At 51.2% G+C, this 25890-nt stretch carries 44 protein-coding genes and 1 pseudogene; 3 read left to right on the top strand and 42 right to left on the bottom strand.

The genetic code is table 11. The annotated features are described in order from the left end of the window. Nucleotides 1-106: 106 nt before the first annotated feature. The 3 genes from BN2684_RS00465 to BN2684_RS00455 all read right to left on the bottom strand — a co-directional run bounded on the left by BN2684_RS00465 (nt 107) and on the right by BN2684_RS00455 (nt 2011). The gene (locus BN2684_RS00465; RefSeq protein WP_082651658.1) at nt 107-412 is read right to left on the bottom strand and encodes a YciI family protein; all 306 of its coding nucleotides are present in this window, start codon (nt 410-412) and stop codon (nt 107-109) included. A 294-nt stretch (nt 413-706) separates the two neighbouring features. Beyond that, the gene (locus BN2684_RS00460) at nt 707-1147 is read right to left on the bottom strand and encodes a hypothetical protein (protein ID WP_058300227.1); all 441 of its coding nucleotides are present in this window, start codon (nt 1145-1147) and stop codon (nt 707-709) included. A 72-nt stretch (nt 1148-1219) separates the two neighbouring features. Then, nucleotides 1220-2011: a hypothetical protein gene (locus tag BN2684_RS00455; protein WP_058300226.1), complete on the bottom strand. Its 792-nt coding sequence runs from the start codon at nt 2009-2011 to the stop codon at nt 1220-1222. Between the two features lie 401 nt (nt 2012-2412). On the opposite strand from BN2684_RS00455, the gene BN2684_RS24110 reads away from it, so the two are divergent. The 3 genes and pseudogenes from BN2684_RS24110 to BN2684_RS00445 all read left to right on the top strand — a co-directional run bounded on the left by BN2684_RS24110 (nt 2413) and on the right by BN2684_RS00445 (nt 3669). Further along, the gene (locus BN2684_RS24110; protein ID WP_159065742.1) at nt 2413-2748 is read left to right on the top strand and encodes an Arm DNA-binding domain-containing protein; all 336 of its coding nucleotides are present in this window, start codon (nt 2413-2415) and stop codon (nt 2746-2748) included. A gap of 12 nt (nt 2749-2760) precedes the next feature. Then, nucleotides 2761-2964, top strand: a pseudogene (locus BN2684_RS25300) (tyrosine-type recombinase/integrase); the annotation flags it as partial. Beyond that, nucleotides 2947-3669 (top strand): site-specific integrase, encoded by a 723-nt coding sequence (locus BN2684_RS00445; RefSeq protein ID WP_392388986.1) that lies wholly within the window; start codon nt 2947-2949, stop codon nt 3667-3669. The pseudogene BN2684_RS25300 and the gene BN2684_RS00445, both read left to right, overlap by 18 nt. Before the next feature lie 96 nt (nt 3670-3765). Here the strand turns inward: BN2684_RS00445 and rpsI are convergent, their stop codons facing one another. The 39 genes from rpsI to BN2684_RS00255 all read right to left on the bottom strand — a co-directional run bounded on the left by rpsI (nt 3766) and on the right by BN2684_RS00255 (nt 25812). Further along, a complete protein-coding gene (rpsI, locus tag BN2684_RS00440; protein WP_058300223.1) occupies nt 3766-4158 on the bottom strand; it encodes a 30S ribosomal protein S9 in 393 nt (130 codons plus the stop codon). 18 nt (nt 4159-4176) lie between these two features. Next, nucleotides 4177-4614 (bottom strand): 50S ribosomal protein L13, encoded by a 438-nt coding sequence (rplM, locus tag BN2684_RS00435; RefSeq protein ID WP_058300222.1) that lies wholly within the window; start codon nt 4612-4614, stop codon nt 4177-4179. Between the two features lie 135 nt (nt 4615-4749). After that, nucleotides 4750-5535 (bottom strand): tRNA pseudouridine(38-40) synthase TruA, encoded by a 786-nt coding sequence (gene truA / locus BN2684_RS00430; protein ID WP_058300221.1) that lies wholly within the window; start codon nt 5533-5535, stop codon nt 4750-4752. A gap of 170 nt (nt 5536-5705) precedes the next feature. Continuing rightward, complete coding sequence (gene rplQ, locus BN2684_RS00425) at nt 5706-6068, bottom strand: 50S ribosomal protein L17 (protein WP_058300220.1); 363 nt, start codon at nt 6066-6068, stop codon at nt 5706-5708. A gap of 27 nt (nt 6069-6095) precedes the next feature. Continuing rightward, nucleotides 6096-7040, bottom strand: a complete 945-nt coding sequence (locus BN2684_RS00420) for a DNA-directed RNA polymerase subunit alpha (protein WP_058300219.1) — start codon at nt 7038-7040, stop codon at nt 6096-6098. A gap of 126 nt (nt 7041-7166) precedes the next feature. Next, a complete protein-coding gene (gene rpsK / locus BN2684_RS00415) occupies nt 7167-7565 on the bottom strand; it encodes a 30S ribosomal protein S11 (protein ID WP_058300218.1) in 399 nt (132 codons plus the stop codon). Between the two features lie 18 nt (nt 7566-7583). Next, entirely contained in the window at nt 7584-7952 is a 369-nt protein-coding gene (rpsM, locus tag BN2684_RS00410; RefSeq protein ID WP_058300217.1) for a 30S ribosomal protein S13, read from the bottom strand. A gap of 19 nt (nt 7953-7971) precedes the next feature. After that, the gene (rpmJ, locus tag BN2684_RS00405; RefSeq protein ID WP_023388342.1) at nt 7972-8085 is read right to left on the bottom strand and encodes a 50S ribosomal protein L36; all 114 of its coding nucleotides are present in this window, start codon (nt 8083-8085) and stop codon (nt 7972-7974) included. 151 nt (nt 8086-8236) lie between these two features. Beyond that, on the bottom strand, nt 8237-8455 hold the full coding sequence (gene infA, locus BN2684_RS00400; protein WP_023558720.1) for a translation initiation factor IF-1: 219 nt from the start codon (nt 8453-8455) through the stop codon (nt 8237-8239). Nucleotides 8456-8457: 2 nt separating this feature from the next. Continuing rightward, nucleotides 8458-8763, bottom strand: coding sequence for a KOW domain-containing RNA-binding protein (locus BN2684_RS00395; protein ID WP_058300216.1), 306 nt, complete (start codon nt 8761-8763; stop codon nt 8458-8460). 6 nt (nt 8764-8769) lie between these two features. Beyond that, the gene (map, locus tag BN2684_RS00390) at nt 8770-9519 is read right to left on the bottom strand and encodes a type I methionyl aminopeptidase (protein ID WP_058300215.1); all 750 of its coding nucleotides are present in this window, start codon (nt 9517-9519) and stop codon (nt 8770-8772) included. Further along, complete coding sequence (locus BN2684_RS00385) at nt 9516-10169, bottom strand: adenylate kinase (RefSeq protein WP_058300214.1); 654 nt, start codon at nt 10167-10169, stop codon at nt 9516-9518. Before BN2684_RS00385 ends, map begins: the two co-directional genes overlap by 4 nt. 46 nt (nt 10170-10215) lie before the next feature. Next, complete coding sequence (gene secY / locus BN2684_RS00380) at nt 10216-11532, bottom strand: preprotein translocase subunit SecY (RefSeq protein WP_058300213.1); 1317 nt, start codon at nt 11530-11532, stop codon at nt 10216-10218. Continuing rightward, complete coding sequence (gene rplO, locus BN2684_RS00375) at nt 11532-11972, bottom strand: 50S ribosomal protein L15 (protein WP_058300212.1); 441 nt, start codon at nt 11970-11972, stop codon at nt 11532-11534. Before rplO ends, secY begins: the two co-directional genes overlap by 1 nt. 61 nt (nt 11973-12033) lie before the next feature. Further along, the gene (gene rpmD / locus BN2684_RS00370; RefSeq protein ID WP_058300211.1) at nt 12034-12222 is read right to left on the bottom strand and encodes a 50S ribosomal protein L30; all 189 of its coding nucleotides are present in this window, start codon (nt 12220-12222) and stop codon (nt 12034-12036) included. Nucleotides 12223-12234: 12 nt separating this feature from the next. After that, nucleotides 12235-12732 (bottom strand): 30S ribosomal protein S5, encoded by a 498-nt coding sequence (rpsE, locus tag BN2684_RS00365; RefSeq protein ID WP_058300210.1) that lies wholly within the window; start codon nt 12730-12732, stop codon nt 12235-12237. A 29-nt stretch (nt 12733-12761) separates the two neighbouring features. Beyond that, nucleotides 12762-13127, bottom strand: a complete 366-nt coding sequence (gene rplR, locus BN2684_RS00360) for a 50S ribosomal protein L18 (RefSeq protein WP_058300209.1) — start codon at nt 13125-13127, stop codon at nt 12762-12764. 76 nt (nt 13128-13203) lie between these two features. After that, a complete protein-coding gene (gene rplF / locus BN2684_RS00355; protein ID WP_058300208.1) occupies nt 13204-13746 on the bottom strand; it encodes a 50S ribosomal protein L6 in 543 nt (180 codons plus the stop codon). Nucleotides 13747-13777: 31 nt separating this feature from the next. Next, nucleotides 13778-14176, bottom strand: coding sequence for a 30S ribosomal protein S8 (gene rpsH, locus BN2684_RS00350; protein ID WP_058300207.1), 399 nt, complete (start codon nt 14174-14176; stop codon nt 13778-13780). Nucleotides 14177-14207: 31 nt separating this feature from the next. Continuing rightward, nucleotides 14208-14393, bottom strand: a complete 186-nt coding sequence (locus BN2684_RS23720) for a type Z 30S ribosomal protein S14 (RefSeq protein ID WP_082651657.1) — start codon at nt 14391-14393, stop codon at nt 14208-14210. 25 nt (nt 14394-14418) lie between these two features. Beyond that, nucleotides 14419-14961, bottom strand: a complete 543-nt coding sequence (gene rplE, locus BN2684_RS00345) for a 50S ribosomal protein L5 (RefSeq protein ID WP_058300206.1) — start codon at nt 14959-14961, stop codon at nt 14419-14421. Between the two features lie 29 nt (nt 14962-14990). Then, a complete protein-coding gene (rplX, locus tag BN2684_RS00340; RefSeq protein WP_058300205.1) occupies nt 14991-15344 on the bottom strand; it encodes a 50S ribosomal protein L24 in 354 nt (117 codons plus the stop codon). A gap of 41 nt (nt 15345-15385) precedes the next feature. Beyond that, complete coding sequence (gene rplN / locus BN2684_RS00335; RefSeq protein WP_058300204.1) at nt 15386-15754, bottom strand: 50S ribosomal protein L14; 369 nt, start codon at nt 15752-15754, stop codon at nt 15386-15388. A 31-nt stretch (nt 15755-15785) separates the two neighbouring features. After that, nucleotides 15786-16049 (bottom strand): 30S ribosomal protein S17, encoded by a 264-nt coding sequence (rpsQ, locus tag BN2684_RS00330; protein ID WP_058300203.1) that lies wholly within the window; start codon nt 16047-16049, stop codon nt 15786-15788. Nucleotides 16050-16080: 31 nt separating this feature from the next. Further along, nucleotides 16081-16278 (bottom strand): 50S ribosomal protein L29, encoded by a 198-nt coding sequence (rpmC, locus tag BN2684_RS00325; protein WP_058300202.1) that lies wholly within the window; start codon nt 16276-16278, stop codon nt 16081-16083. After that, nucleotides 16275-16703 (bottom strand): 50S ribosomal protein L16, encoded by a 429-nt coding sequence (gene rplP / locus BN2684_RS00320; protein ID WP_058300201.1) that lies wholly within the window; start codon nt 16701-16703, stop codon nt 16275-16277. Before rplP ends, rpmC begins: the two co-directional genes overlap by 4 nt. 2 nt (nt 16704-16705) lie before the next feature. Next, nucleotides 16706-17368 (bottom strand): 30S ribosomal protein S3, encoded by a 663-nt coding sequence (gene rpsC / locus BN2684_RS00315; protein ID WP_058300200.1) that lies wholly within the window; start codon nt 17366-17368, stop codon nt 16706-16708. 13 nt (nt 17369-17381) lie between these two features. Further along, nucleotides 17382-17714, bottom strand: a complete 333-nt coding sequence (rplV, locus tag BN2684_RS00310) for a 50S ribosomal protein L22 (protein WP_058300199.1) — start codon at nt 17712-17714, stop codon at nt 17382-17384. Between the two features lie 79 nt (nt 17715-17793). Next, complete coding sequence (gene rpsS, locus BN2684_RS00305) at nt 17794-18078, bottom strand: 30S ribosomal protein S19 (RefSeq protein ID WP_058300198.1); 285 nt, start codon at nt 18076-18078, stop codon at nt 17794-17796. Between the two features lie 39 nt (nt 18079-18117). Next, nucleotides 18118-18948 carry a 50S ribosomal protein L2 gene (gene rplB, locus BN2684_RS00300; RefSeq protein WP_058300197.1) on the bottom strand — a complete coding sequence of 277 codons (831 nt, stop codon included), beginning with the start codon at nt 18946-18948 and terminating at the stop codon, nt 18118-18120. A gap of 33 nt (nt 18949-18981) precedes the next feature. Continuing rightward, nucleotides 18982-19272, bottom strand: a complete 291-nt coding sequence (gene rplW, locus BN2684_RS00295; protein ID WP_058300196.1) for a 50S ribosomal protein L23 — start codon at nt 19270-19272, stop codon at nt 18982-18984. Further along, nucleotides 19272-19895 (bottom strand): 50S ribosomal protein L4, encoded by a 624-nt coding sequence (gene rplD, locus BN2684_RS00290; protein WP_058300195.1) that lies wholly within the window; start codon nt 19893-19895, stop codon nt 19272-19274. Before rplD ends, rplW begins: the two co-directional genes overlap by 1 nt. 21 nt (nt 19896-19916) lie before the next feature. Next, nucleotides 19917-20540 carry a 50S ribosomal protein L3 gene (gene rplC, locus BN2684_RS00285; protein ID WP_058300194.1) on the bottom strand — a complete coding sequence of 208 codons (624 nt, stop codon included), beginning with the start codon at nt 20538-20540 and terminating at the stop codon, nt 19917-19919. A 46-nt stretch (nt 20541-20586) separates the two neighbouring features. Next, nucleotides 20587-20895, bottom strand: a complete 309-nt coding sequence (gene rpsJ / locus BN2684_RS00280; protein WP_027092000.1) for a 30S ribosomal protein S10 — start codon at nt 20893-20895, stop codon at nt 20587-20589. A 251-nt stretch (nt 20896-21146) separates the two neighbouring features. Further along, nucleotides 21147-22337 (bottom strand): elongation factor Tu, encoded by a 1191-nt coding sequence (tuf, locus tag BN2684_RS00275; RefSeq protein WP_058300193.1) that lies wholly within the window; start codon nt 22335-22337, stop codon nt 21147-21149. Between the two features lie 37 nt (nt 22338-22374). Further along, nucleotides 22375-24450, bottom strand: a complete 2076-nt coding sequence (gene fusA / locus BN2684_RS00270) for an elongation factor G (RefSeq protein WP_058300192.1) — start codon at nt 24448-24450, stop codon at nt 22375-22377. 41 nt (nt 24451-24491) lie between these two features. Beyond that, the gene (rpsG, locus tag BN2684_RS00265; protein WP_058300191.1) at nt 24492-24962 is read right to left on the bottom strand and encodes a 30S ribosomal protein S7; all 471 of its coding nucleotides are present in this window, start codon (nt 24960-24962) and stop codon (nt 24492-24494) included. 50 nt (nt 24963-25012) lie between these two features. Continuing rightward, nucleotides 25013-25435 carry a 30S ribosomal protein S12 gene (gene rpsL, locus BN2684_RS00260; protein ID WP_058300190.1) on the bottom strand — a complete coding sequence of 141 codons (423 nt, stop codon included), beginning with the start codon at nt 25433-25435 and terminating at the stop codon, nt 25013-25015. A 125-nt stretch (nt 25436-25560) separates the two neighbouring features. After that, nucleotides 25561-25812, bottom strand: a complete 252-nt coding sequence (locus BN2684_RS00255; protein ID WP_058300189.1) for a 50S ribosomal protein L7ae-like protein — start codon at nt 25810-25812, stop codon at nt 25561-25563. Nucleotides 25813-25890 lie beyond the last annotated feature (78 nt).

Genomic DNA, 25890 nt, shown 5'->3' with positions numbered 1-25890 from the left:
AACCACCCCCGATCAATAACCATATTCTTAGTAGCAGTATATGTAAGGGAGATGGGTGTCAAACGGAGGTTCGCCTGATAATTATGATCAAATTGGTACAATTGCTTTAACCAGCACCCAAGTGGTTGTTTTCTTCGTTCGATAATTCCCATGTCCGCAGCTCATAGCTCTCGGTCCCAGAAGAAACAAAGGGGTCTCGCCTAGCAATTTGATCGGCCTCTTCATAGGATTCCGCCTGGATGATGACCATCCCCCCTTTGTAATCAATAAAAGGTCCGCATAGAATCAGCTTTCCCTGCTGATCCAGTTCGCGTAAGTGTCGGACATGCTCCTTAATGAGATCTTCCGTGAAGGCTCGACCTTCATTCATGCTGAGCAAAATCACAAACCGTGTATAAGCATCTGACTCCATTCTTGTCCTCCAATCGGTCGGTCCAAAGCACGCTGCTTTCAGTGGGACCATAACAGGATGGTATCTTATTCCATTCGAACCAACCTATACCCTCCCTAACGCCCTCTTTTGGTTGTAGCGAGCAAAATGCCAAGCGTTTGGGATTATGCCGCCGGGATGATCGCGGAAATCCGCCACGAGCTGGCCCCGCCGGGTTGGCCTTTACATAGAAGTTCCCTGAAAACAAAAAAGCCCCTGACAGCCGAAGCCATCAGGGCAAATTCACAAGCACTGCGAAGTAATCCAAAATAATAATCATTTTAGTAACAATTTCAGATCTACATCTGCCACTATGACGCCATCTCGTTCCCAAACGATTGTATACTCACCCGGACTCCATGAGGTGTTCTCTAGAGAAATTTGCATTTGAGATGAATACTCTGATTCCCTCCAGGAGTATTCCTGTTCAATTTGATTTGTTGATTTACTTACCACTTTCACAGTCGAAACAACATTATCGTTTCCTCGAATTTTATTGAAAACTGCCAATAGTAACAAGGGCCTCGATCGATCAAAAGTTGTTTTTGGATGAATAATTCGCATATTACTATCATTAACCTCATATCCGATTTCGAGGAAAAACGGCTCTTTTCTTTGTTCTTTTGGATTGCCTCGTTGGTGAAGTAAGAATAGTGTTCCAGACAATATAGCAAGAATGATTAATGAAAAGATCAAAACATTTTTCTTTTTTTTCATTCTCTATCCCACCATAGAAATAAATTGAGAGAAGACATACGTCTTCTCTCTTAATCAATAACAGTTTTTAATCTAGAAGTTATATTTATTGAGTCTTTCATCACCGTTTATCATAGGGAAACTTGAGCAATTATAGCCTAAATTCAAATATCCTTGGAAATAGGAAACATGTGGCTTTGTTCCGGATAAAGCGGTTTGACGATTACAGTATATATTTGCTCCACCTCCATCCTTTGTTTTCATACTTTCAATAACACAGTAATACCAGGAATAATAAGGCAAAAATGTCTTAGCATCTGATAAATATAACAGGCCATCCATGATAGCAATTGCACAATCCGAATTGTTATTGGGAAAGTTGGCTCCATTATCCCAAGAGGATTTGTTACACGAAACATGGCCGTCTGCAGTTAATAATGTCATAATCCCATGAGCTCCGGTGCCAAAAGCTCCTCCAACAGTCACACCGTGCCAAGAAGTACTTCCTCCACCCGATCCCGGATCTGAATAAGGAACAACCCATTCTTCCACATCAGTTGAATTGGTAGAGTTACTCACGTTGTTATTGCTCATTTTCATTGAATTATGAGTGCCCATATCCATGTTGCCCATATCCTTGCTCATATCCATGTTGCTCATATCCATGTTGTTGTCCATATTTGAAGGGAGATCATCAAGCTTTTGCTTTAATGAAATGTTAACATCGTTAGTACCCTCAATAATATTAATTTTCGCATTGTATATTTCATGCCCTAGAAACGATACATCCGCATCATAATATCCTGGTTTTAAAGAAGCGAAGAATTCACCGTTAGTATTAGTTACATATGATCGATAATTAATTGTTACAGTAAGATTGGGCAACCCATTTATTAGGTGACTTTCTCCGTCGATAACTGAGATTTCCTTATCGAACTTGTCTTACCTCATTTTTGATAAGGTTGTACTAGAGCTTTCAGTGATTCTTTGATGAATTTTTTCCTTAAAAGCATCAATTTCTGATTGGGATATGGTAATATCGCTTGTAACTTTTCCCCTAACATTCAAAACATCTGCCTTTACATGATTAGAATGGGGGACAGACAAGGAAAGGAATAAGACCGAAGCAGCAACTCCAATAAGCGCCATTTTGTTTTATACATATCCATCCTTAATATGTTATATTATACCATTTCTAAGATGTGAGCTCATTATACTCATTAAAACACTTCCATGTTGTGATCTTTATTATAATATATTCCATTTTTAAGAACATGTTTTTTGTAATGCAGGATATTATCCCCTCTACGTCAAATGGATTTGAAAAAGCAGGAATAGACTTTTTTGCTCGTAATTACACTAAAAAAAATGAGAATGCACTTGAAAGATTAGTTTTTGAAATGAATAACCTTGTTTATGACATAAAATCTTTAAATTACGGTGAGCTTAATCCGGAGACGGGAAAGCGAAAGCCATCAACCAAGCGGGGATTCAAGACGAAGAAGGAAGCGCAGCACGACGCTGCCAAAACGGAAAGGGAGATTGCTGAGGGGACATTTATCGGAGGGGACAAGCAGATCACCTTCGAACAGGTGTACCTTCAATGGTTCGAAACGAACTAGCCCAATTTCAAGCCGAGTACCCGGAAGGCCGTGGTTTCAAAGTTCCGCCGGCAGCTCCTTCCCCACTTCGGCAAGCTCAAGATGAAGGACATTACACGAAGCTATTGCCAAAAAGTCATCAACAAATTAGCTAAGAAGATAAAGACCGTAGATAACATGCGCATGTATGCCTCCCAGGTGTTTGAATACGCGGTTAAGATGGAGATCCGGGCCACCAATCCCATGAAAGGTACAACGATCCCTAAGGCCGAAAAGGAGCACTTAGCTGTTCCGACTTCTGAAAGTCGAAATTATTGGGAAAAGGCCAAGATTAAAAAGTTTCTGGCTGCGGTTAAGCGAGATTGCACTCCAAGAGATCAGCTTATGTTCCATCTCCTGATCTACACAGGAGCCAGAAAAGGTGAAGTCCTTGCGTTAAGGTGGGGAGATGTCGATGCAAAGGCAAAAACGATCAACTTCTCCAAGACTTTATTCCAAGACAAAAGCGGGTTTACCTCTCTGACCTCCAAAACAGCCGCTTCTAGGCGCATTATCAGCTTGGACGATAACAAAACCCTTGCCCTTATCAAGAAACGCCGCACAAGCGAAAAGGAGCGCCTTCTAGCTATCGGATCTACAACAGGAACTCAGGACAATGATTATTTCTTTACCCGCGAAGATGATTCCACACCACTCCGCCTTGCATACCCAAACGATAAGCTGGCCGAATTGATCAAGGCTCATAACCTCCATACGATCACCATTCACAGTCTTCGTCACACTCACGCCTCACTCTTGTTTGAAGCCGGTGCATCCATCAAGGAGGTTCAGGAGCGACTGGGACACTCCGATATCCAGATGACCATGAACATATATACCCACGTCACTAAGGCCGCCAAGGAAAAAGCTGCAGACCGATTTGAGAAGTTCCTTGAGCTCTAAACAGTTCAAATAAATGGTCACGGATGCCCTGAAAGCAAATAAAAGCCCCTGACCCATAAAAGGCCAGAGGCTTGATTCCTTGATACACAAGGGTTTTTAGCGTTTCGAGAACTGAGGAGCACGACGAGCGGCTTTGAGGCCGTATTTCTTCCGTTCCTTCATCCGCGGATCGCGGGTCAGGAAGCCGGCTTTCTTCAAGGAACCACGGAATTCCGGGTCAGCCTTGAGAAGCGCGCGGGAGATGCCGTGACGGATTGCGCCGGCTTGGCCGGACATTCCGCCACCATGAGCGATAACCAAGACGTCGTATTTAGACGTGGTTTCGGTCAGGTTAAGCGGTTGTTTGACGATCAGCTTCAGCGTTTCCAGACCGAAGTAATCGTTCAGGTCCCGCTTATTGATTACGATGCGTCCTTCACCCGGTACAAGGCGCACACGCGCTACCGAATGTTTGCGACGACCGGTTCCATAGTATTGCACTTGTGCCATGAAACTGTCCTCCCTTTATTATCCGCGAAGTTCCCAGACTTCAGGATTTTGTGCTTGATGCGGATGCTCAGATCCAGCATACACTTTAAGCTTCGTTTTCAAGGCGTCTCCGAGACGGTTCTTCGGAAGCATACCATGAATGGCGAGTTCGATCATACGCTCGGGCTTGTTCTTCAGCATGTCCTGAGCGGAAGTCACTTTCAAACCGCCCGGATAAAGAGAGTGGCGGTAGTACATTTTCTTTTGAAGTTTCTTGCCGGTCAATACGACCTTGTCGGCATTAATGACGATGACGAAATCCCCGGTATCAACGTTCGGAGTAAACTCCGGCTTGTGCTTGCCGCGGATGATGCTCGCTGCTTCACTAGCCATACGCCCCAAGGTTTTGCCCTCTGCATCAATAATGTACCATTTGCGCTCAACTTCATTCGGTTTCGCCATATATGTGGTACTCATTTGCGTATCCTCCTAAACTTCTTTAAAGACCCGGCAACGGGTCCTCGCGGTTCGTAAAGATGAGCGGTTATTTCAACTCGGGGCCGTGGGAAGCCAGTCGAAACACCAATAATAATCATACTATACGTCCGAGCATTAATCAAGCCTTGTTTGAAAAGAATTGTATTCGACATTCCAAAGAGTAAGTCCATGCGGAACAGCCGTAGGTCCTGCCAGCCCTCGGTTCTCCCCTGCCAAAATGAGAGGGATTTCCGATGGGCTTCGCTTGCCCTCACCAACCTCGATCACCGTACCTGCAATAATCCGGACCATGTTGTACAAAAACCCGCTTCCGGTCACTTCCAGGTGGATCACACCTGCGTCACCATCCTCTGGATCGGCGTAAGGCTCGTCGATCAGTCTGGTGGAGAATATGGTGCGTACGTGTGATTCAGCCGGTGTTCTCGTGGAGCAGAAGGATGTGAAATTATGCTCCCCCGTGAAAGCCGCTAAGGCTTCACGCATAGGTCTGACCGCGAGCGGCATGGGATGATGGAACCGGGTGTTCCGATGGAATACATCGGGGAACTTTGATCGCTGAATGCTGTACCGGTAGGTTTTACGCTTGGCAGACCTTCGTGCATGAAAATCGGCCGGCACCTCCTGAGCGGCACGGACCACAATGTCATGGGGAAGTCGAGAATTGAGTGCGAGGCACCACCGCTCGACCGGAATCTGTGAACCGGTGGTGAAATTGAAGACTTGCCCGCGTGCATGAACACCTGCATCCGTTCGGCCGGAGCCGATAATCTTCAACTGCTCTCCGGTCAAATGCCGTATTGCTGCTTCCAGCTTATCCTGAATGGTATTCCCGTCAGGCTGAGTCTGAAAGCCGCTGTATCCGGTGCCGTCATAGCTCACCACCATGGCGATATTGCGCATGATCATCTCTCCTCGGGACATGGATAAACGTGGACGGCGCCCTAAGACGCCGTACGTTTATCGATGCGGGATCAGAATTTCCGGACTTATGCCGGATCATTCTGATGGAGGAACAAAAAAAGGGCTTCAGCAGAATCCTAAGATTCTGTCCACCCTTTCCCGTTGTACGACTAAGCGCGATCTACCAGTTCCAGATAAACCATAGGAGCTGCATCGCCGCGGCGAGGCCCCAGCTTCAGGATCCGAGTGTATCCGCCCTGCCGCTCGGAATAGCGGGTAGCCAGTTCCGTGAACAGCTTTTGAATCGCATCTTGATCGCCTGCGGATTCGCGGCGAACGTAGGCTGCGACTTGACGGCGAGCATGCAGATCTCCACGCTTTGCCAGAGTGATCAGCTTCTCGGCGATGGAGCGCACTTCTTTCGCTTTCGCTTCCGTCGTCTGAATGCGTTCGTAAATGAACAGATCGGTTACAAGATCACGGAACAATGCTTTCCGCGCGCTTGCGTCACGACCTAATTTTTGATATGCCATGAGGTTCCCTCCTCCTGTACGTAGTGATTATTCTTCGCTGCGAAGGCTGAGTCCGAGCTCGTCGAGCTTCTCTTGAACTTCCTCCAAGGACTTGCGTCCAAGGTTGCGCACCTTCATCATGTCTTCTTCGGTCTTGGTGATCAGTTCCTGCACCGTGTTGATGCCGGCCCGCTTCAGACAATTGTAAGAGCGCACAGAAAGATCGAGCTCTTCGATGGTCATCTCGAGAACTTTTTCCTTCTTGTCCTCTTCCTTCTCGACCATGATCTCGGCATCCTTCGCTTCATCGGTCAAGCCGACGAACAGATAGAGATGCTCGGTGAGGATTTTGGCGCCGAGACTTACCGCTTCTTCCGGACGAATGCTCCCGTCGGTCCAAACTTCCAGCGTGAGCTTGTCATAGTTGGTCACTTGACCGACTCGGGTGTTCTCCACGGTGTAGTTGACGCGCGTAATGGGCGTGTAAATCGAATCGATCGGGATTACGCCAATCGGCTGGTCATCCCGCTTGTTCTTGTCCGCCTGCACGTAACCGCGGCCCCTGTTCGCATGAATTCTCATGTGGACACGAGCGTCCGGGGAAAGCGTTGCGATATGAAGGTCCGGATTCAGGATTTCTACGTCGCTGTCGGCGCGGATGTCTCCTGCGGAAACCCGGCCTTCCCCTTCGGCGTCGATCTCAAGAATCTTCTCTTCGTCAGAGTGAATCTTAAGCGACAAGCCTTTGAGGTTAAGGATAATTTCCGTAACGTCTTCCATTACGCCCGGGATCGTCGAGAATTCGTGAAGAACTCCGTCGATCTGCACGGACGAAACAGCAGCACCCGGAAGCGAGGAGAGCAGAATACGGCGCAGGGAGTTTCCCAGCGTGGTTCCGTAGCCCCGCTCAAGCGGTTCTACCACGAACTTGCCGTAGTTGCCTTCCTCGTTTACGGTTACGGTCTCTATTTTCGGCTTTTCGATTTCTATCATGAAACTGAACCCTCCTTCGAAACGTCGTTTCCTCGGGATTACTAACGGATAATAACCTGGTAGTATGGCTTCCTTCTCCAGCTTTAACCAGAGAACGGATATTTATACTACCGAGCGATCCTTGGGTTACACGCGACGACGTTTCGGCGGGCGGCAGCCATTATGGGGAATCGGAGTGACGTCCTTAATCAGGTTCACTTCGAGGCCGGCGGCTTGCAAAGAGCGGATAGCTGCTTCGCGGCCCGATCCGGGTCCCTTGACCATCACTTCAACAGATTTCATACCATGTTCCATTGCGGCCTTGGCTGCAGACTCCGCTGCCATTTGAGCGGCGAACGGCGTGCTCTTCCGGGAGCCCTTGAAGCCCATGTTGCCGGAGCTGGCCCAGGAAATTGCATTTCCGTGCGGGTCGGTGATGGTAACGATGGTGTTGTTGAACGTAGAGCGAATGTGTGCTACGCCGGATTCAATGTTCTTCCGGTCGCGACGTTTCGTACGAGCAATTTTTGCTTTCGGTTTAGCCATTAGTGGTTTCCCCCCTTTTTATTTCTTCTTATTCGCTACGGTACGACGAGGACCTTTACGCGTACGGGCGTTGGTCTTCGTGCGTTGCCCACGAACGGGCAGGCCGCGGCGGTGGCGCACTCCGCGATAGCATCCGATTTCGACCAGACGCTTGATGTTCAGCGAGATCTCACGGCGCAGATCGCCTTCCACCTTGATATTCTTGTCGATCGCATCACGCAGACGGCTAACTTCATCTTCCGTCAGATCGCGTACGCGGGTATCCGGGTTAACTTCAGTTATGGCAAGAATCTTTTGCGACGTGGTTTTGCCGATTCCGAAAATGTACGTCAGGGCAATTTCCACACGTTTGTCACGGGGTAAGTCTACTCCAGCAATACGAGCCATTCTAGGCTACACCTCCTTGTTATCCTTGTTTTTGTTTGTGTTTCGGGTTTTCACAGATGACCATGACATTGCCTTTGCGCTTGATGACTTTGCATTTTTCGCAAATCGGCTTGACCGAAGGTCTGACTTTCATGGTTATGCCTCCTCTTCAAGCTTTTCGGCGCAGCTTCTCCTGCGGGAAAGCTTATTCGTGTGTGACGGCAAGCTTCCCGATGAGGGAAAGCCGTGTAATCGCCGCCGTAGAGCGGCTATCTGTTCTTCCTTGCGGAAGGGGATCTTGCTGCTTATTTGTATCGATAGGTGATCCGGCCGCGCGTCAGGTCGTAAGGCGACAATTCCACGGTCACTTTGTCACCCGGCAGGATTCGGATAAAGTGCATCCGGATTTTACCGGAGACATGGGCCAGGATCTTGTGCCCGTTCTCAAGCTCTACGCGAAACATGGCGTTCGGCAAAGGCTCGATAACCGTACCTTCTACTTCAATAACATCATCTTTGGCCACTTTCATTCTCCTCTCTCATGCGCTTCAAGCGTAAGATCCGCATTCTTCCGGTAGGAAAGAACAGCGAACCTCAGCTTTCCGTTGGTTACACGTCCCGTTTCGTTCAAACTATCCGCTACCTCGCGGCTCACTTCTTCAAGGAGCTCCAAGTGCTGGATGTTTTTTTTCTTCGGCTGGTCAAACTTGCGTTTGTCGCCATCCGCGATCCAAACGAACCGGGCATCTTCAATTCCGATGATGACCGCATATTGCTCCAGGCCACGGCCTCGCAAGATTCTCACAAGCTGGCCGATTTGAGCCGTTCTCATCGCTGGTCACCCGACTTTCGTCAGAATCTCATAGCCATCCGCCGTGATGGCGATGGTGTGCTCGAAATGAGCACAAAGAGATCCATCTACCGTTACCACCGTCCAATTGTCGGCGAGCGTCTTAACGTAGCGCTCGCCTGCGTTCACCATCGGCTCGATCGCCAGCACCATCCCCGGTCTCAACCGCGGTCCCCGATCAGCGGGGCCGAAATTGGGAATCTGCGGTTCCTCGTGGAGCTTCGTACCGACTCCGTGTCCGACGTATTCGCGGACAATGGAGAAACCGGCGCTCTCCGCGTAGGTTTGAATCGCATGGGAGATGCTGAACAGCCGCGCATCCGGCTTCGCTTCCGCGAGTCCGGCAAACAAGGATCCCTCCGTTACATCCAGAAGCCTCTGGGTTTCGGGAGAGATGGTTCCCACCGGATAAGTCCAGGCGGAGTCACCGTGATAACCCTTGTACTGCGCACCGATATCGATGCTGATGATGTCGCCCTCTTGGAGCGTTCGGTCGCCGGGGAAGCCGTGTACCAATTCATTGTTGACGGAAGCGCAGATGCTGGCAGGAAAACCGTTATAGCCCTTGAATGAAGGTACTGCTCCCTGACTTCGGATGTAATCCTCTGCGATCCGGTCAAGCTCCCGAGTCGTGATGCCCGGTTTAACCGCCTCCGCCATGAGACGATGAGTCTCGGCGACGATGCGGCCTGCTTGGCGCATCCATACAAGCTCTGCCTCGGACTTGTAGATAATCATTCAGCCTGCCCCCGCAGGATGGAATGAATCTCCTCCGTGACCGCATCGATGTCCTGTTCTCCGTTCAATTGCCGCAGCTTGCCCTTGGCCTGATAGTAGTCCAGAAGGGGAGCGGTCTTGTTGATGTACTCATCAAGCCGTGTGCCAACCTTCTCTTCCGTATCATCAGCGCGTTGGTAAAGCTCGCCGCCGCATTTGTCGCAGACACCCTCCTGCGAAGGAGGGTTGAACAGAACATGATAAGTCGCGCCGCAAGAGCGGCACACTCTCCGTCCGGTCAACCGGGCTAGAAGCAGACTCCGATCGACATGAAGGTCGATGACGTGATCAATCTCCTTGCCCATGCCGGTGAGCATGTCGTCCAGCGCCTCGGCTTGGGATATCGTGCGCGGAAAGCCATCCAGGAGAAATCCGGTTTCACAGTCTTTCTCCTGCAGCCTTTCCCGTACGATCCCATTCGTGATTTCATCGGGAACGAGCAGCCCTTGGTCCATGAACTTCTTGGCTTCCAGGCCGAGCGGCGTTCCCTGCTCTTTGGCCGCCCGAAACGCGTCTCCGGTTGAGATGTGCGGGATGTGATAACTCGCCACAATCCGCTCCGCCTGCGTTCCTTTACCCGCTCCCGGGGGGCCCATAAATACGATGTTCACGTTATGCCACCTCCCCATGGGTGTTTGGCAAGTTCCGGGCCATGCTTTATTTGTTAATGAAGCCTTTGTAGTGGCGTTTGATCAGTTGGCTTTCAATCGTCTTCATCGTCTCAAGAGCAACCCCGATCAAGATGAGGAGCGATGTGCCACCGATCTTCAGGCTTGCCGGCAAACCGACCAGATCCGTAAAGATCAGAGGGAGAACCGAGATCAAAGCCAGGAAAATCGCTCCGGCAAGAGTCAGTCTCGTCATAACCCGCGTCAGGTAAACCTGAGTGGTTTTGCCAGGACGGATACCCGGAATGTAGCCGCCGTTCTTCTTCATGTTTTCCGCCATTTGCTGCGGGTTCATCTGAACAAACGTGTAGAAGAACGTAAAGCCGACGATCAGCAGGACGTACAGCGTGATGCCGATTCCGGCCGGTTCTTGAATCGTGATGTTGTGCTGAATCCATTTGGCCCAAGCTTTATCGCTCCAGAACTGGGCGATGGTCGCCGGGAACATAAGCAGCGATACCGCGAAGATGACCGGGATAACGCCCGATGCATTCACCTTCATCGGAATGTGCGTAGATTGACCACCGTACATCTTGCGACCGACGACGCGTTTTGCGTATTGAACCGGAATTTTGCGTACGCCTTGCTGTACGAAGATAACTCCAGCTACGATCGCGATCACGACGACGACCAGCACGATGAATTTGATGATGTTCAAGAACAGCTTGTCGCCTGCATCGATGAACATCTGCTGAACCAGTTGACGAAGTCCTGTCGGGATGTTCGCTACGATACCGGCAAAGATCAGGATCGAGATCCCGTTACCGATTCCTTTCTCGGTGATTTGTTCACCGAGCCACATGAGGAACGCCGTACCTGCCGTGAGGACGAGCGCAATCAATGCATACGTAGAGAACTTCGGATCGATGACGATGGTGCCAGCCCCGGTCCGAACCAGGTTGTTGAAGCCGACCGCCGTACCAAAGCCTTGAACCAGACCGAGGACAATCGTGCCGTACCGGGTAATCTGAGCCAGCTTCTTCCGACCGCTCTCCCCTTCCTTGGCCCATTCCGCAAACTTCGGAATGACATCCATCGAAAGAAGTTGAACGATGATCGACGAAGTGATGTAAGGCATGATCCCCATCGCAAAGATGGAGAAGCGGAACAAGGCTCCGCCTGAAAAGGTGTTCATCAACCCGAAGACACTGCTGCCCTGCTCATCGAGGGCCTTCAGTGCTTCCGAGTTGATGTTGGGGGTAGGAATGAAGTTCCCGATCCGGTAAACAATCAAACAGAGAAGTGTAAAAATGATCTTCTTGCGGAGATCTTCTACCTTCAGAATGTTGGACAATGTTTTGAACATTAGATCACCTCGGATTGACCGCCGGCAGCTTGGATTTTTTCAACTGCGGAAGCAGAGAACTTATTCGCTTTGACCGTCAGCTTCACGGTCAACTCTCCATTGCCCAATACCTTGATGCCATCTTTGGGGTTCTTGACCAGACCGGTCTCCAGCAGCAGTTCCGGAGTTACAACGGTATCCGCTTCGAATGCGTTCAAGTCAACCAGGTTGATTACGGCGAATTCAACTCGGTTGAAGTTCTTGAAGCCGCGTTTCGGAAGACGACGGTACAACGGGTTTTGACCACCTTCGAAACCGGGGCGAACACCACCGCCGGAACGAGCTTTTTGGCCTTTGTGACCCTTACCCGAAGTTTTGCCGGTACCGCTACCGATACCACGGCCGATGCGTTTGCTAACGTGGGTAGAACCCGGAGCCGGGGAAAGTTCATGGATTTTCATCGCTCAAGCACCTCCTTGTATGTCTTTTCTATTGCAGCCTGACACAGGCTTTTGATTCGAGTTACGCTTCTACTTCAACAACGTCAACCAGGTGCTTCACTTGATTTACCATTCCGCGAATGGCCGGGTTGTCCTGTTGCAGCACCGTTTGGTGCATTTTCGTAAGTCCCAGCGTCTTAACGGTTACACGCTGCTTCTCCGGACGTCCGATCAAGCTGCGCACGAGGGTGATTTGCAATTGCTTAGCCATGATTACCCCTCCTTAACCCATCAACTCTTCAACGGTTTTGCCGCGAAGCTTGGCAACTTCTTCTGCCCGCTTCAAGCGTTGCAAGCCTTCCAACGTCGCATTAACCATGTTTGTCGAGTTGGAAGAACCGAGGGATTTCGTCAAAATGTCGCCTACACCAGCGAGTTCGAGTACGGCGCGAACAGGGCCGCCCGCAATAACTCCGGTACCTTCGGAAGCCGGCTTCAGAAGAACGCGGCCTGCTCCAAAACGTCCGGTAACCAGGTGAGGAATCGTCGTTCCGACGATCGGAACATGGATCAAGTTTTTCTTGGCATCTTCGATACCCTTCTTGATCGCATCGCCTACTTCGGAAGCTTTGCCGATCCCGGCGCCAACCCAGCCGTTGCCGTCGCCGACAACTACGAGTGCGCTGAAGCTGAAGCGGCGTCCGCCTTTGACTACTTTCGCAACACGGTTAATGTGTACGGTTTTGTCTTTCAATTCAAGTGTGTTCGGATCTACGCGCAAGTCCTTAACCTCCTTATTGGCAAAATGGATCAGAATTCGAGTCCGGCTTCGCGAGCCGCATCGGCCAGTGCTTGGATCCGACCGTGGTACAAGTACCCTCCGCGGTCAAACACGACTTTCTCGATTCCGTTTTCTTTGGCACGCTTTGCGATCAGGGCGCCAACTTGCTGAGCCGCTTCGACGTTACCGCCGTTTGCGATTTCTTTCAGTTCTTTATCTTGAGTCGACGCAGCTGCCAAGGTCTTGCCGTTGACGTCGTCGATGATCTGAGCATACATGTGCTTGGAGGATCGGTAAATGCTCAAGCGGGGACGTTCTACCGTTCCCTGGATTTTCTTGCGCACGCGCAAGTGCCGTTTCAAACGAGCTTCGTTCTTATCGCCTTTGGTGATCATGGGGAACACTCACTCCTTTCAGCTTATCTTCAGTTGCGGCCTGGTCTTGTCAGGCCACTAAGCCGCGAGTATCGGCTTATTTCTTCTTACCGGCTTTGCCTTCCTTGCGGATGATCCGTTCACCTTCGTATTTGATGCCTTTGCCTTTATACGGCTCGGGCTCGCGTACGGAGCGGACCTTGGCAGCCGTAGCGCCGACGAGTTCCTTGTCGATGCCGCGGACGATAATTTTGTTTTGTGCAGGCACTTCGAACTCAATGCCTTCTTCCGGGTTGATTTCAACCGGGTGGGAGTAACCGACGTTCAAGACCAGCTTGTTGCCGTTCTTGTTGGCACGGTAGCCGACGCCGACGAGCTCGAGGGATTTGCTGAATCCTTCGGTAACTCCGTTCACCATATTTGCAACCACGCTCCGGGTCGTTCCGTGCAGGGAACGGTGCAGCTTGTTGTCGGAAGGACGCTCAACGGTGATGACGTTCTCTTCGACGCTGACTTTCATATCTTTATGCAGTTCGCGGGACAAGGTACCTTTCGGGCCTTTTACCGTGATCAGGGTGTTGTCGAGAGTAACGGCAACTCCGCTGGGGACTGCAATGGGTTTACGACCAATACGGGACATGTTCACACCTCCATTCGTTCACGTTAGCCGATTACCAAACGTAGCAGAGAACCTCTCCGCCAGCTTTGGATTGACGAGCTTCTTTATCCGTCATGACGCCTTTGGACGTCGAGATGATCGCGATACCGAGACCACCCAGTACCCGGGGAATCTCTTGACTTTTCGCATAGACGCGCAGTCCCGGTTTGCTGATTCTCTTCAGACCGGTGATGACACGTTCGTTGTTCGAACCATATTTCAGGAACAGGCGGATGATGCCGTGCTTGTTGTCCTGAACATATTCCGCGTCACGGATGAAGCCTTCCCGTTTCAAAATCTCGGCGATTTCGCGTTTGATCTTGGAAGCGGGGATTTCCACGGTTTCGTGACGGACGATATTGGCATTGCGGATGCGCGTAAGCATATCGGCAATAGGATCAGACATTACCATGTAGCGAACCTCCTTCCCGTAAGCGGGGTGATTACCAGCTGGCTTTTCTTACGCCAGGGATCTGGCCTTTGTATGCTAATTCACGGAAACAAATCCGGCAAATCTTGAATTTGCGCAGGACGGAATGGGGACGCCCGCAGCGTTCGCAACGGGTGTACGCCTGGACCTTGAACTTCGGAGCGCGTTGTTGCTTGATCTTCATCGAAGTTTTTGCCACTAGATTTCCACCTCCATAGTAGGAATTACTTTACGAACGGCATGCCGAGTTGGGTCAGCAGTTCACGGGACTCTTCGTCCGTTTTTGCGGTTGTGACGATAACAACGTCCATCCCGCGGATCTTGTCAACTTTGTCATATTCGATTTCCGGGAAAATCAGTTGTTCTTTCAGCCCGAGCGTGTAGTTTCCACGGCCGTCAAAGGCTTTCGAGGAAACGCCGCGGAAGTCGCGAACGCGGGGAAGAGCAACGTTGAACAATTTGTCCAGGAAGTGATACATGCGCTCGCCGCGCAGCGTAACCTTCACGCCGATGGGCATTCCTTCGCGAAGCTTGAAGCCGGCGATGGATTTCTTAGCGCGGGTGATAACCGGTTTTTGACCTGCGATGATTTGCAGATCCTGAACTGCGGAATCAAGCACCTTGGAGTTGGCAACTGCGTCGCCTACGCCCATGTTGATGACCACTTTTTCCAGCTTCGGTACCTGCATAACCGTTTTATAATCGAACTTCTGCATCAGAGCAGGAGTGATTTCGTTTAAGTAACGATCTTTCATTCTTGCAGCCATGTTACATGTTCCTCCTTTCTTGCTTTATCTTAGTCGATTACTTCTCCGGAGCGTTTAGCTACGCGGACTTTTTCTCCATTGTCGAGCACTTTGTAGCCAACGCGAGTCGGTTTGCCGCTCTTCGGATCAGCCAGCATGACATTGGAGACGTGGATCGGAGCTTCCTGGTGGAGGATTCCGCCCTGCGGGTTTTTCTGGGAAGGCTTAGAATGCTTCTTCACCAGGTTGACCCCTTCAACCAGCACGCGGTTTTCGCGGGGAAAAGCAGCGAGCACGCGGCCCTTCTTGCCTTTATCTTTACCGGTAATGACAAATACCGTGTCGTCTTTTTTGACGTGAAGCTTGTTGCTGTGAGATTCCAGCTTCTTTTTTGCTTTCGGCATCTTCGGTTACACCTCCTAATGGCGGATAAAAGGTCCCTGTCTTAGATAACTTCCGGAGCCAGGGAGACGATTTTCATGAAGTCGCGGTCGCGGAGCTCACGGGCAACCGGCCCGAAGATCCGGGTTCCGCGGGGGCTCTTGTCGTCTTTGATGACAACCGCTGCGTTTTCGTCGAAGGAAATATAGGATCCGTCCTTACGGCGAGCACCGAACTTGGTGCGCACGATAACGGCCTTCACTACATCGCCCTTCTTGACAACGCCGCCTGGTGTTGCTTCTTTGACGGAGCAGATAATCGTATCACCGATATGTCCCACGCGACGTCCGGTTCCGCCCAGCACGCGAATGCACATCAGTTGCTTAGCGCCCGAGTTGTCGGCGACATTCAAACGGGATAAAGGTTGAATCATGGGGATACCCTCCTTTCGGCTTCAGTAGGCGTTAGATGATGACTGCTTTCTCTACGATTTCAACCAGTCTCCAGCTCTTGTCCTTGGACAGCGGGCGGGTTTCCATGATCTTCACCGTATCGCCAATCTTGGCTTCGTTCAGTTCATCATGAGCCTTGAACTTCTTCGTGTATTTGATCCGCTTGTGATACAAGCTGTGCTTTTTGTAGGTTTCAACGGCAACTACAACGGTTTTATCCATCTTGTCGCTGACGACTTTGCCGACTTGAACTTTACGTTCCTTGCGTTCTGCCATGTTTCATCCTCCTCTCTGGACTTGGATCGGATTAACCGATGCCGAGTTCCCTTTCGCGCAAAATGGTTTTGGCCCGTGCGATTTCCTTGCGCACGTTGCGGATTTGAGTCGGGTTATCCAATTGGCCGGTGGCCAGCTGGAAACGGAGGTTGAACAACTCTTCCTTGAACCCGGCCACTTTTTGCTCAATTTCGGCCGAGGTCAGGTTGCGGAGATCGCTAGCCTTCATTCTGCTTCACCACCCAGTTCTTCGCGTTTTACAAACTTCGTCTTGATGGGCAGCTTGTGAGCGGCGAGACGCATCGCTTCGCGGGCAATCTCTTCGCTAACGCCTGCCAGTTCAAACAGGATCTTGCCGGGTTTTACAACAGCAACCCATTTTTCCACGTTACCTTTACCACTACCCATACGAACTTCAAGGGGCTTTTGGGTGATCGGCTTCGAAGGGAAAATCTTGATCCATACTTTACCGCCACGTTTGATGTAACGGGTCATGGCAATACGGGCAGCTTCGATTTGACGGTTGGTGACCCAAGCCGGTTCGAGGGCTTTCAGGCCATATTCACCGAAGGATACTTCGGTTCCGCCTTTGGCGTTCCCTTTCATCGTACCGCGGTGCTCCTTGCGGTGCTTAACGCGCTTTGGTACTAACATGATTAGTTTCCTCCTTCCCGAACAGCCTTCTTCTTCGCCGTAGGAAGAACCTCGCCGCGGTAGATCCAGACTTTTACGCCGATCCGACCGTAAGTGGTGTGAGCTTCAGCGGTTCCGTAATCGATGTCCGCACGCAGCGTGTGCAGCGGTACAGTTCCTTCGCTGTAGCCTTCTGTACGGGCGATTTCGGCTCCGCCCAGACGGCCGCTTACCGAGGTCTTAATTCCTTTGGCTCCCGATCGAATCGTTCTTTGGATCGATTGCTTCATGGCGCGACGGAAAGATACACGGCGTTCCAATTGTTGAGCAATGCTTTCCGCAACGAGGATCGCGTCGAGCTCGGGGTTTTTGATTTCCGTGATGTTGATGTGAACTTTCTTGTTCGTCAGCTTCGACAGATGCGTGCGGATGTTCTCAACTTCCACTCCGCCTTTGCCGATAACCATACCCGGCTTAGCCGTGTGGATGGTGACGTTGACGCGGTTAGCTGCGCGTTCGATATCGATATGGGAAACCGAAGAATCCTTCAGCTTACCCTTCAGGTATTCACGAATCTTAACGTCTTCCATCAGCAGGGTGCCGTAGTCTTTACCAGCGTACCACTTGGATTCCCAATCACGGATGATGCCGATACGAAGACCGATTGGGTTTACTTTTTGACCCACACGTTTTCCCTCCTTATTTTTCGGATACCACCAAAGTGATGTGGCTCGTGCGTTTATTGATGCGGCTTGCGCGACCCATGGCGCGCTCCCGGAATCGTTTCATCGTCGGGCCTTGGTTGACATAGACTTGCGAGACAACCAATTTGTTCGGATCAAGCGAGTAGTTGTGCTCTGCATTGGCGATCGCCGAGTTCAGAAGCTTCTCGAGAATCGGGGATGCGGCACGCGGGGTGTTGCGCAGAATGGCAATCGCTTCGCCGACTTCCTTGCCGCGAATCAGGTCAACGACCAGTTGGGCTTTGCGGGGAGCGATGCGGATGAATTTCGCATTAGCAGTTGCTTGCATGGGATAAACCTCCTCTCATACCGTTGAAGTCAATGTGTACGGCTTCCGCTCTGCAAAACCGGTCTGGATAAGACCGGTTTTAGCGCTTGCCGGTTTTCTTGTCGTCGTCGGTGTGCCCTTTGTACGTGCGCGTCGGGGCAAACTCGCCGAGCTTGTGTCCCACCATGTCTTCCGTTACATAAACCGGAACATGCTTTCTTCCGTCGTACACCGCGAACGTATGTCCGATGAACTGCGGAAAAATCGTGGAACGGCGCGACCAAGTCTTGATTACCACTTTACGAGCCGTGGTGTCACCGGCCTGTTCGACTTTCTTAAGCAGATAGCTGTCCACAAAAGGTCCTTTTTTCAAGCTGCGTCCCATTGAAGATCCTCCCTTCCATAAGCCTTATCTCGTGCAATCTTATTTCGTGCGACGGCGTACAATGTACTTGTTGGAAGCTTTGTTCTTCTTGCGGGTTTTGTAGCCGAGAGTCGGTTTGCCCCAAGGAGACAAAGGCGATTTGCGGCCGATCGGAGCGCGGCCTTCGCCACCGCCGTGCGGGTGATCCACCGGGTTCATAACAACACCGCGGACTTCCGGACGTTTGCCCATGTGACGAGCGCGACCCGCTTTACCGATTTTGACGAGCTCGTGGTCGCCGTTACCAACGGAACCGATCGTAGCGCGGCAAACTTTCAGTACGCGGCGAACTTCGCCAGAGGAAAGACGGATGGTTACATACTCTTCTTCTTTACCAAGAAGTTGAGCTTCGGTGCCGGCTGCGCGAACCATTTGGCCGCCCTTGCCGGGCTTCAATTCAATGTTGTGGATAACCGTACCTACCGGGATGTTCTCGAGCGGCAGAGCGTTGCCCACTTTGATGTCGGAGTCTGCGCCAGACGTAATCACGTCGTCGACCTTCAGGCCTTTCGGAGCGATGATATAGCGTTTTTCCCCATCAGCATAATGAATCAAAGCGATGTTAGCCGAACGGTTCGGATCATACTCGATCGTAGCAACGCGACCAGGTATTCCATCTTTGTTCCGCTTGAAATCGATAATCCGGTATTTGCGCTTCGCACCGCCGCCTTGATGGCGAACCGTAATTTTGCCTTGGTTGTTGCGGCCGGCCTTCTTGTTCAAAGGCGCAAGCAAAGATTTCTCCGGTACGTTCGTGGTGATCTCTTCGAAAGTCGAGACGGACATCGAACGACGAGCCGGCGAAGTCGGTTTATATTTTTTTACGGGCACTTGGATTCCCTCCTTACTCGAAAGATAGTGGTCTTACACGGTTTCAAAGAACTCAAGTTCTTTGCTTTCCGGAGAAAGAGCCACGATGGCTTTTTTCCATTCCGAACGGAAGCCGGAATAACGGCCGTAGCGTTTCGGTTTAGCCGGCATACGGAGCGTATTGACGCTCACGACCTTCACTTTAAAGATCGCTTCAACGGCTTGTTTGATCTCGGTCTTGTTGGCGCGAATGTCCACTTCGAAGACGTACTTCTTCATGGCCATCAGGTCGCTGGTACGTTCCGTAATGACCGGGCGTTTGATAATATCGCGAGGATCTTTCATTACGCCAGCACCTCCTGTACTTTCTCGACCGCTTCCTTGGTGATGATCAGCTTGTCATGCAGCATGACGTCGAGGACGTTGATGCCGGTTGCGCTGACGAACTTCACGCCCGGAATGTTGCGAGCGGACAGAGCGACATTCTCATTGAAATCACCGGTGACGACCAGCGCACGGCGGTCTGCCTTCAGGTTCTTCAAGAGGCTGACGATCTCTTTCGTCTTGGGAGCAGCGAAGCTCAGTTGATCAAGGACAACAATGTTATTGTCGATCACTTTGGAAGACAGTGCGGATTTGATTGCCAGACGACGAACTTTCTTCGGCAGCTTGTAAGAATAGCTGCGCGGAGTCGGACCGAATACGATCCCGCCGCCTTTCCATTGAGGAGCGCGGATAGAGCCTTGACGGGCACGACCGGTTCCTTTTTGTTTCCACGGCTTGCGACCGCCGCCGCGTACTTCCGAACGACCCTTGGTGCTGTGCGTACCGGCACGCAGGGAAGCCTGCTGCATAACGACAGCCGAGTGAAGCACGTGTACATTCGGTTCAATTCCGAACACGGATTCGGACAGTTCGATTTCTCCTACTTCCGATCCGCTGACGTTGTAAACTGCTACTTTAGGCATGGTGATCCTCCTTTCCGTTTCTTACTTTTTGACTGTCGATTTGACAGAAACGTAGCTATTTTTAGGGCCTGGAATGGAACCCTTCACGAGCAGAACGTTGCGCTCCGTATCCACCTTCACCACTTGCAGGTTCTGCAGGGTTACGGTTTCTACGCCCATGTGACCCGGAAGGTGTTTGCCCTTCGGTACACGGTTCGCTTGGATGGAACCCATCGAACCCGGTCCACGGTGATAACGGGAGCCGTGAGCCATCGGTCCAGTATGTTGTCCCCAACGCTTGATGTTACCTTGGAACCCTTTACCCTTAGAAGTGCCTGTGACATCAACGAATTCGCCTTCGGAGAACACGTCAGCCTTAAGTTCCTGGCCAACTTCATAATCAGACAATGTTACCCCGCGGAATTCTTTAATGTAGCGCTTAGGGGCTGCGCCTGCTTTTTTCGCATGGCCCAGCTCAGGTTTGATGGCATTTTTCTTCTTATCGTCAAAGCCGAGCTGGATCGCTTCGTAGCCATCGTTCTCCACGTCTTTCTTTTGGAGGACTACGCAGGGACCGGCCAGGATGACGGTTACCGGAATAACCGTACCATCGGCAGCAAAAACTTGAGTCATGCCCAGTTTTTTACCTAAGATACCTTTTGTCATGTTGACACCTCGTTTCATTCACATGTGGATAATTTGTTTCTACTATTTACAGCTTGATCTCAATGTCCACTCCGGACGGCAGGTCCAAACGCATCAGTGCGTCGACCGTTTGCGGGGTCGGGTTGACAATGTCGATCAAGCGCTTATGAGTGCGCATTTCGAATTGTTCCCGAGAATCCTTGTACTTGTGAACCGCACGAAGAATCGTGATGACCTGTTTTTCGGTCGGAAGCGGAATCGGTCCCGATACACCTGCACCGGTACGTTTTGCCGTTTCAACGATTTTTTCTGCGGACTGATCAAGAATCCTGTGATCGTATGCCTTCAAGCGGATACGAATCTTTTGCTTTGCCATATGAGTCCCTCCTTCTATCGCCCAATTTTGTAATCGGACATACTCCGCGGAAATTCTCCAATACCCCTGCCAATGGCAAAGGGGCCGGGTGTATCGGCAACCTCCCGCATCATCGCAACGTCACAGACCAACGCTCACTATTATATAACAACGCCTAGATGAAAAGCAAGAATAATTTAAAGCTTTTTATTCCCGATTTAAAAAGAGCTCCCGTCTAACGACAGGAGCTCTCTTATTCGATTAGTGAAAACTTACTTCGTAATCGATACTACGGAACCGGCGCCAACCGTACGGCCGCCTTCGCGGATCGTGAACTTCGTTCCTTCTTCGATAGCAACCGGTGCGATCAGCTCGACGGTAACGGTGATGTTATCGCCAGGCATAACCATTTCGGTTCCTTCCGGAAGGTGAATAACGCCCGTTACGTCGGTCGTCCGGAAGAAGAACTGCGGACGGTAGCCCGTGAAGAACGGTTTGTGACGGCCGCCTTCTTCTTTGGTCAGGACGTATACGGAAGCGGTGAAGTTCGTGTGCGGCTTAACGGAACCCGTCTTAGCCAAAACTTGGCCGCGTTCGATGTCCTTACGGTCAACGCCGCGAAGCAGTGCGCCGATGTTGTCGCCAGCTTGAGCGGAGTCAAGCAGTTTGCGGAACATTTCAACGCCGGTAACGACGGTCTTGCGGGTTTCTTCAGCGATACCGACGATTTCAACTTCGTCGCCGACTTTAACCGTTCCGCGTTCTACACGGCCCGTAGCAACCGTACCACGACCGGTGATCGTGAACACGTCTTCGACCGGCATAAGGAAAGGCTTGTCGGTTTGACGTTCCGGAAGCGGAATGTATTCTTCGATCTTGTTGAACAGTTCAACGATCTTCTCAGCCCAAGGACCGTCCGGGTTTTGCAGAGCTTCACGAGCAGAACCTTGGATGATCGGCGTGTCGTCGCCCGGGAAGTCGTATTCGCTAAGCAGATCGCGAATTTCCATTTCAACCAGTTCAAGCAGTTCTGCGTCTTCTACCATGTCGCATTTGTTCATGAATACGACGATGTAGGAAACACCTACTTGACGGGACAGAAGGATGTGTTCGCGCGTTTGCGGCATCGGGCCGTCAGCAGCGGATACTACCAGGATAGCTCCGTCCATTTGAGCAGCACCGGTGATCATGTTCTTAACATAGTCGGCGTGTCCTGGGCAGTCAACGTGAGCGTAGTGGCGAGCAGCCGTTTCATACTCAACGTGAGCCGTGGAGATCGTGATACCGCGTTCGCGTTCTTCCGGAGCTTTGTCGATTTGATCGAAAGCTACGGCTGCGCCGCCGTATTTCTTGGAAAGAACAGTGGTGATCGCTGCCGTCAGAGTCGTTTTACCATGGTCGACGTGACCGATGGTACCGATGTTCATATGCGGCTTATTGCGTTCGTATTTAGCTTTAGCCATTGAAACGATTCCTCCTTAATTTAACTGATTATAATGGTTATGCACCTTTGTGCTTAGCCACGATTTCTTCGGAAATGGACTTCGGCACTTCTTCGTAGTGGGAGATCTCCATCGAGTAAACACCGCGACCTTGCGTCCGAGAACGCAGGGTGGTGGAGTATCCGAACATTTCGGACAGCGGCACCTTCGCACGGATGATTTGCGCTCCGTGACGAGCGTCCATCCCTTCGATGCGTCCGCGACGGGAGTTCAAGTCGCCCATTACGTCGCCCATGTACTCTTCCGGGACCGTCACTTCGACCTTCATGATCGGCTCGAGCAGGACGGGGTTACATTTGTCCTTGGCAGCCTTGAGGGCCATCGAGCCGGCGATTTTAAACGCCATTTCATTGGAGTCGACGTCATGGTAAGATCCGTCGAAGATCGTTGCTTTGATATCGACGAGCGGGAAGCCGGCGAGAACACCGTTCTTCATCGATTCTTCGATACCGGCTTGAACCGGAGCAATGTATTCGCGCGGAACTACGCCACCGACGATTTTATTCTCAAACAAGAAGCCTTCGCCAGCTTCGCGCGGTGCGAATTCGATCCATACGTGACCGTATTGACCGCGACCGCCGGATTGGCGAACGAACTTGCCTTCCACCTTGGCGGCGGAGCGGAACGTTTCGCGGTAGGCAACTTGCGGTTTACCCACGTTGGTTTCGACTTTGAATTCACGAAGCATCCGGTCAACGATAATTTCCAGATGGAGCTCGCCCATCCCTTGAATGATCGTCTGGTTAGTTTCTTCATCGGTGTAGTAACGGAACGTCGGATCTTCTTCCGCCAGTTTGGAGAGGGCGATACCCATCTTGTCCTGGTCAGCTTTGGTCTTCGGTTCAACTGCGATGGAGATAACCGGATCCGGGAAGTTCATGGATTCAAGAATTACCGGGTGCTTCTCGTCGCACAGGGTATCTCCCGTAGTCGTATCTTTCAGACCGACAGCAGCCGCGATATCACCGGAATACACTTCCTGGATTTCTTGACGGCTGTTGGCATGCATCTGAAGAATACGACCCACGCGTTCGCGCTTGTTCTTCGTGGCGTTCAGGACATAAGAGCCGGAGCTCAAAACACCCGAATACACGCGGAAGAAGGTCAAGCGGCCAACGTAGGGATCCGTTGCGATTTTGAAGGCAAGAGCGGAAAAAGGCTCGTTATCGGCCGAACGACGCGTAACTTCGTTGCCGTCTTCCAGATGTCCCTTGATATCCGGAACGTCGATCGGAGCAGGCAGGAAGTCGACAACAGCATCCAGCATCGGCTGTACGCCTTTGTTGCGATAGGAAGATCCCGCGATAACCGGGAAGATCTTCACTTCGCAGACACCCTTACGGAGAGCGGCTTTGATCTCCGGAATGGAGATTTCTTCGCCTTCCAAGTACTTCATCGTGAGTTCTTCGTCCAGCTCGGCGACTTTCTCGACGAGTTCAAGACGCAGCTCAGCAGCCTTGTCTTTCAGTTCGGCCGGAATTTCCACTTCGTCAGCTTGTTTTCCGAGGTCGTCTTTGTAGACAAGGGCTTTCATTTCGATCAGATCGACGATACCGACAAAGTCGTTCTCGGCTCCAATCGGGAGTTGAATCGGAACAGCGTTCGCTCCGAGCTTTTCGCGCATTTGCTGCACGGCTCCGAGGAAGTCAGCTCCGATGATGTCCATCTTGTTGACGTAAGCGATGCGGGGTACTCCATAACGGTCAGCTTGACGCCATACCGTTTCGGATTGCGGTTCAACGCCTTCTTTGGCGCTGAACACACCCACTGCTCCATCCAGAACGCGCAGGGAGCGTTCAACTTCAACGGTGAAGTCAACGTGTCCCGGGGTATCGATGATATTGATGCGGTGTCCTTTCCACTGAGCAGTGGTCGCGGCAGACGTAATCGTAATACCGCGCTCTTGTTCCTGCTCCATCCAGTCCATCGTGGCAGCACCTTCGTGCACTTCCCCGATCTTGTGGGTACGGCCGGTGTAGAACAAGATCCGTTCCGTAGTGGTGGTTTTCCCGGCATCAATGTGAGCCATGATCCCGATGTTACGCGTATCTTTCAAGGAGAACTCTCTTGCCATGGGGTATTCTCCTTTCGTTTAACCCGGTTATACCGGAGGGTTTACCAGCGGTAGTGGGCGAACGCTTTGTTGGCTTCCGCCATCTTGTGTGTATCTTCGCGTTTCTTGACGGATGCGCCGGTGTTGTTGCTGGCGTCGATGATCTCGGCGGCCAGGCGCTCTTCCATCGTCTTCTCGCCACGGAGGCGAGAATAGTTCACCAACCAACGGAGACCGAGGGTGGTGCGGCGTTCCGGACGAACTTCAACCGGTACTTGGTAGTTGGAACCACCAACGCGGCGAGCTCTTACTTCCAGTACGGGCATGATGTTCTTGATAGCAGCTTCAAACACTTCCATCGGATCCTTACCCGTGCGCTCTTGAATCGTCGTGAACGCATTGTACAGGATCTTCTGGGCGGTTCCCCGCTTACCGTCGATCATGATGCGGTTGATCAAACGGGTGACTAATTTGCTGTTGTATATGGGATCAGGCAGCACGTCTCTGCGTGTTACAGGACCTTTGCGCGGCATAGTTATCCCCCTTTCTTACGGAATCGTTCATCTTAACGGTTGTTGCGCCATTATTTCTTGGCAGCTTTGGGACGTTTCGCTCCGTATTTGGAACGGGATTGTTTGCGGTTGTTGACGCCAGCGGTGTCAAGCGCGCCACGAACAATGTGATAACGTACACCAGGCAAGTCCTTAACACGACCACCACGAACCAGCACGACACTGTGTTCTTGCAGGTTGTGTCCGATCCCAGGAATATAAGCCGTTACTTCGATCCGGTTGGACAGACGTACACGGGCATATTTACGGAGAGCAGAGTTTGGTTTTTTCGGCGTCATCGTACCGACACGAGTGCAAACTCCACGTTTTTGCGGTGCGCTCAGGTCGGTTTCTTCCCTTTTCAGCGCGTTAAAGCCAATTTGCAGAGCAGGCGATTTGGATTTAACCACCTTTGCTTTGCGGCCTTTACGAACCAATTGATTGATTGTCGGCATTTCAGCACCCCCTTCCAGTCATTCTAAAAACCTTGTATTGCAAGCCCACAGATCCAGGTGAGTCGCAATTGGACAAAGGAAACGTTTTTGCCGCCGGAATCCAGCAACAAAAACGAGTAGGTCCTTCATTCAGCTGCAACTGCCGCCACAGCGGCTCCCACTTCAATTCCGCATGCTTTGCCAAGCTGCTTCATGGAATCGACGTAAGTGACTTTCACTCCGCAATTCTTGCAGAGGCTCACAACTTTTGCGGTGAGACGCGGATCCGCATCTTTGGCAACGAAGACCTCAGTCGCTTCTCCAAGCTCGATCATTCTTGTCGCCTGCTTTGTGCCAATACGGAGCTTACTAGCCTGTTTTACTTTATCATAAGACATAAAAATCATATCCTCCAAAGCACAGGGAAACAATCGATTTTGGCACACTACGACATAATAGCATTTCCCCCTATCGCG

The organism is Gorillibacterium timonense (assembly GCF_001457415.1).
Taxonomy (GTDB): Bacteria; Bacillota; Bacilli; order Paenibacillales; family NBRC-103111; genus Gorillibacterium; species Gorillibacterium timonense.
This window is presented reverse-complemented; position numbering and strand designations above follow the sequence as displayed.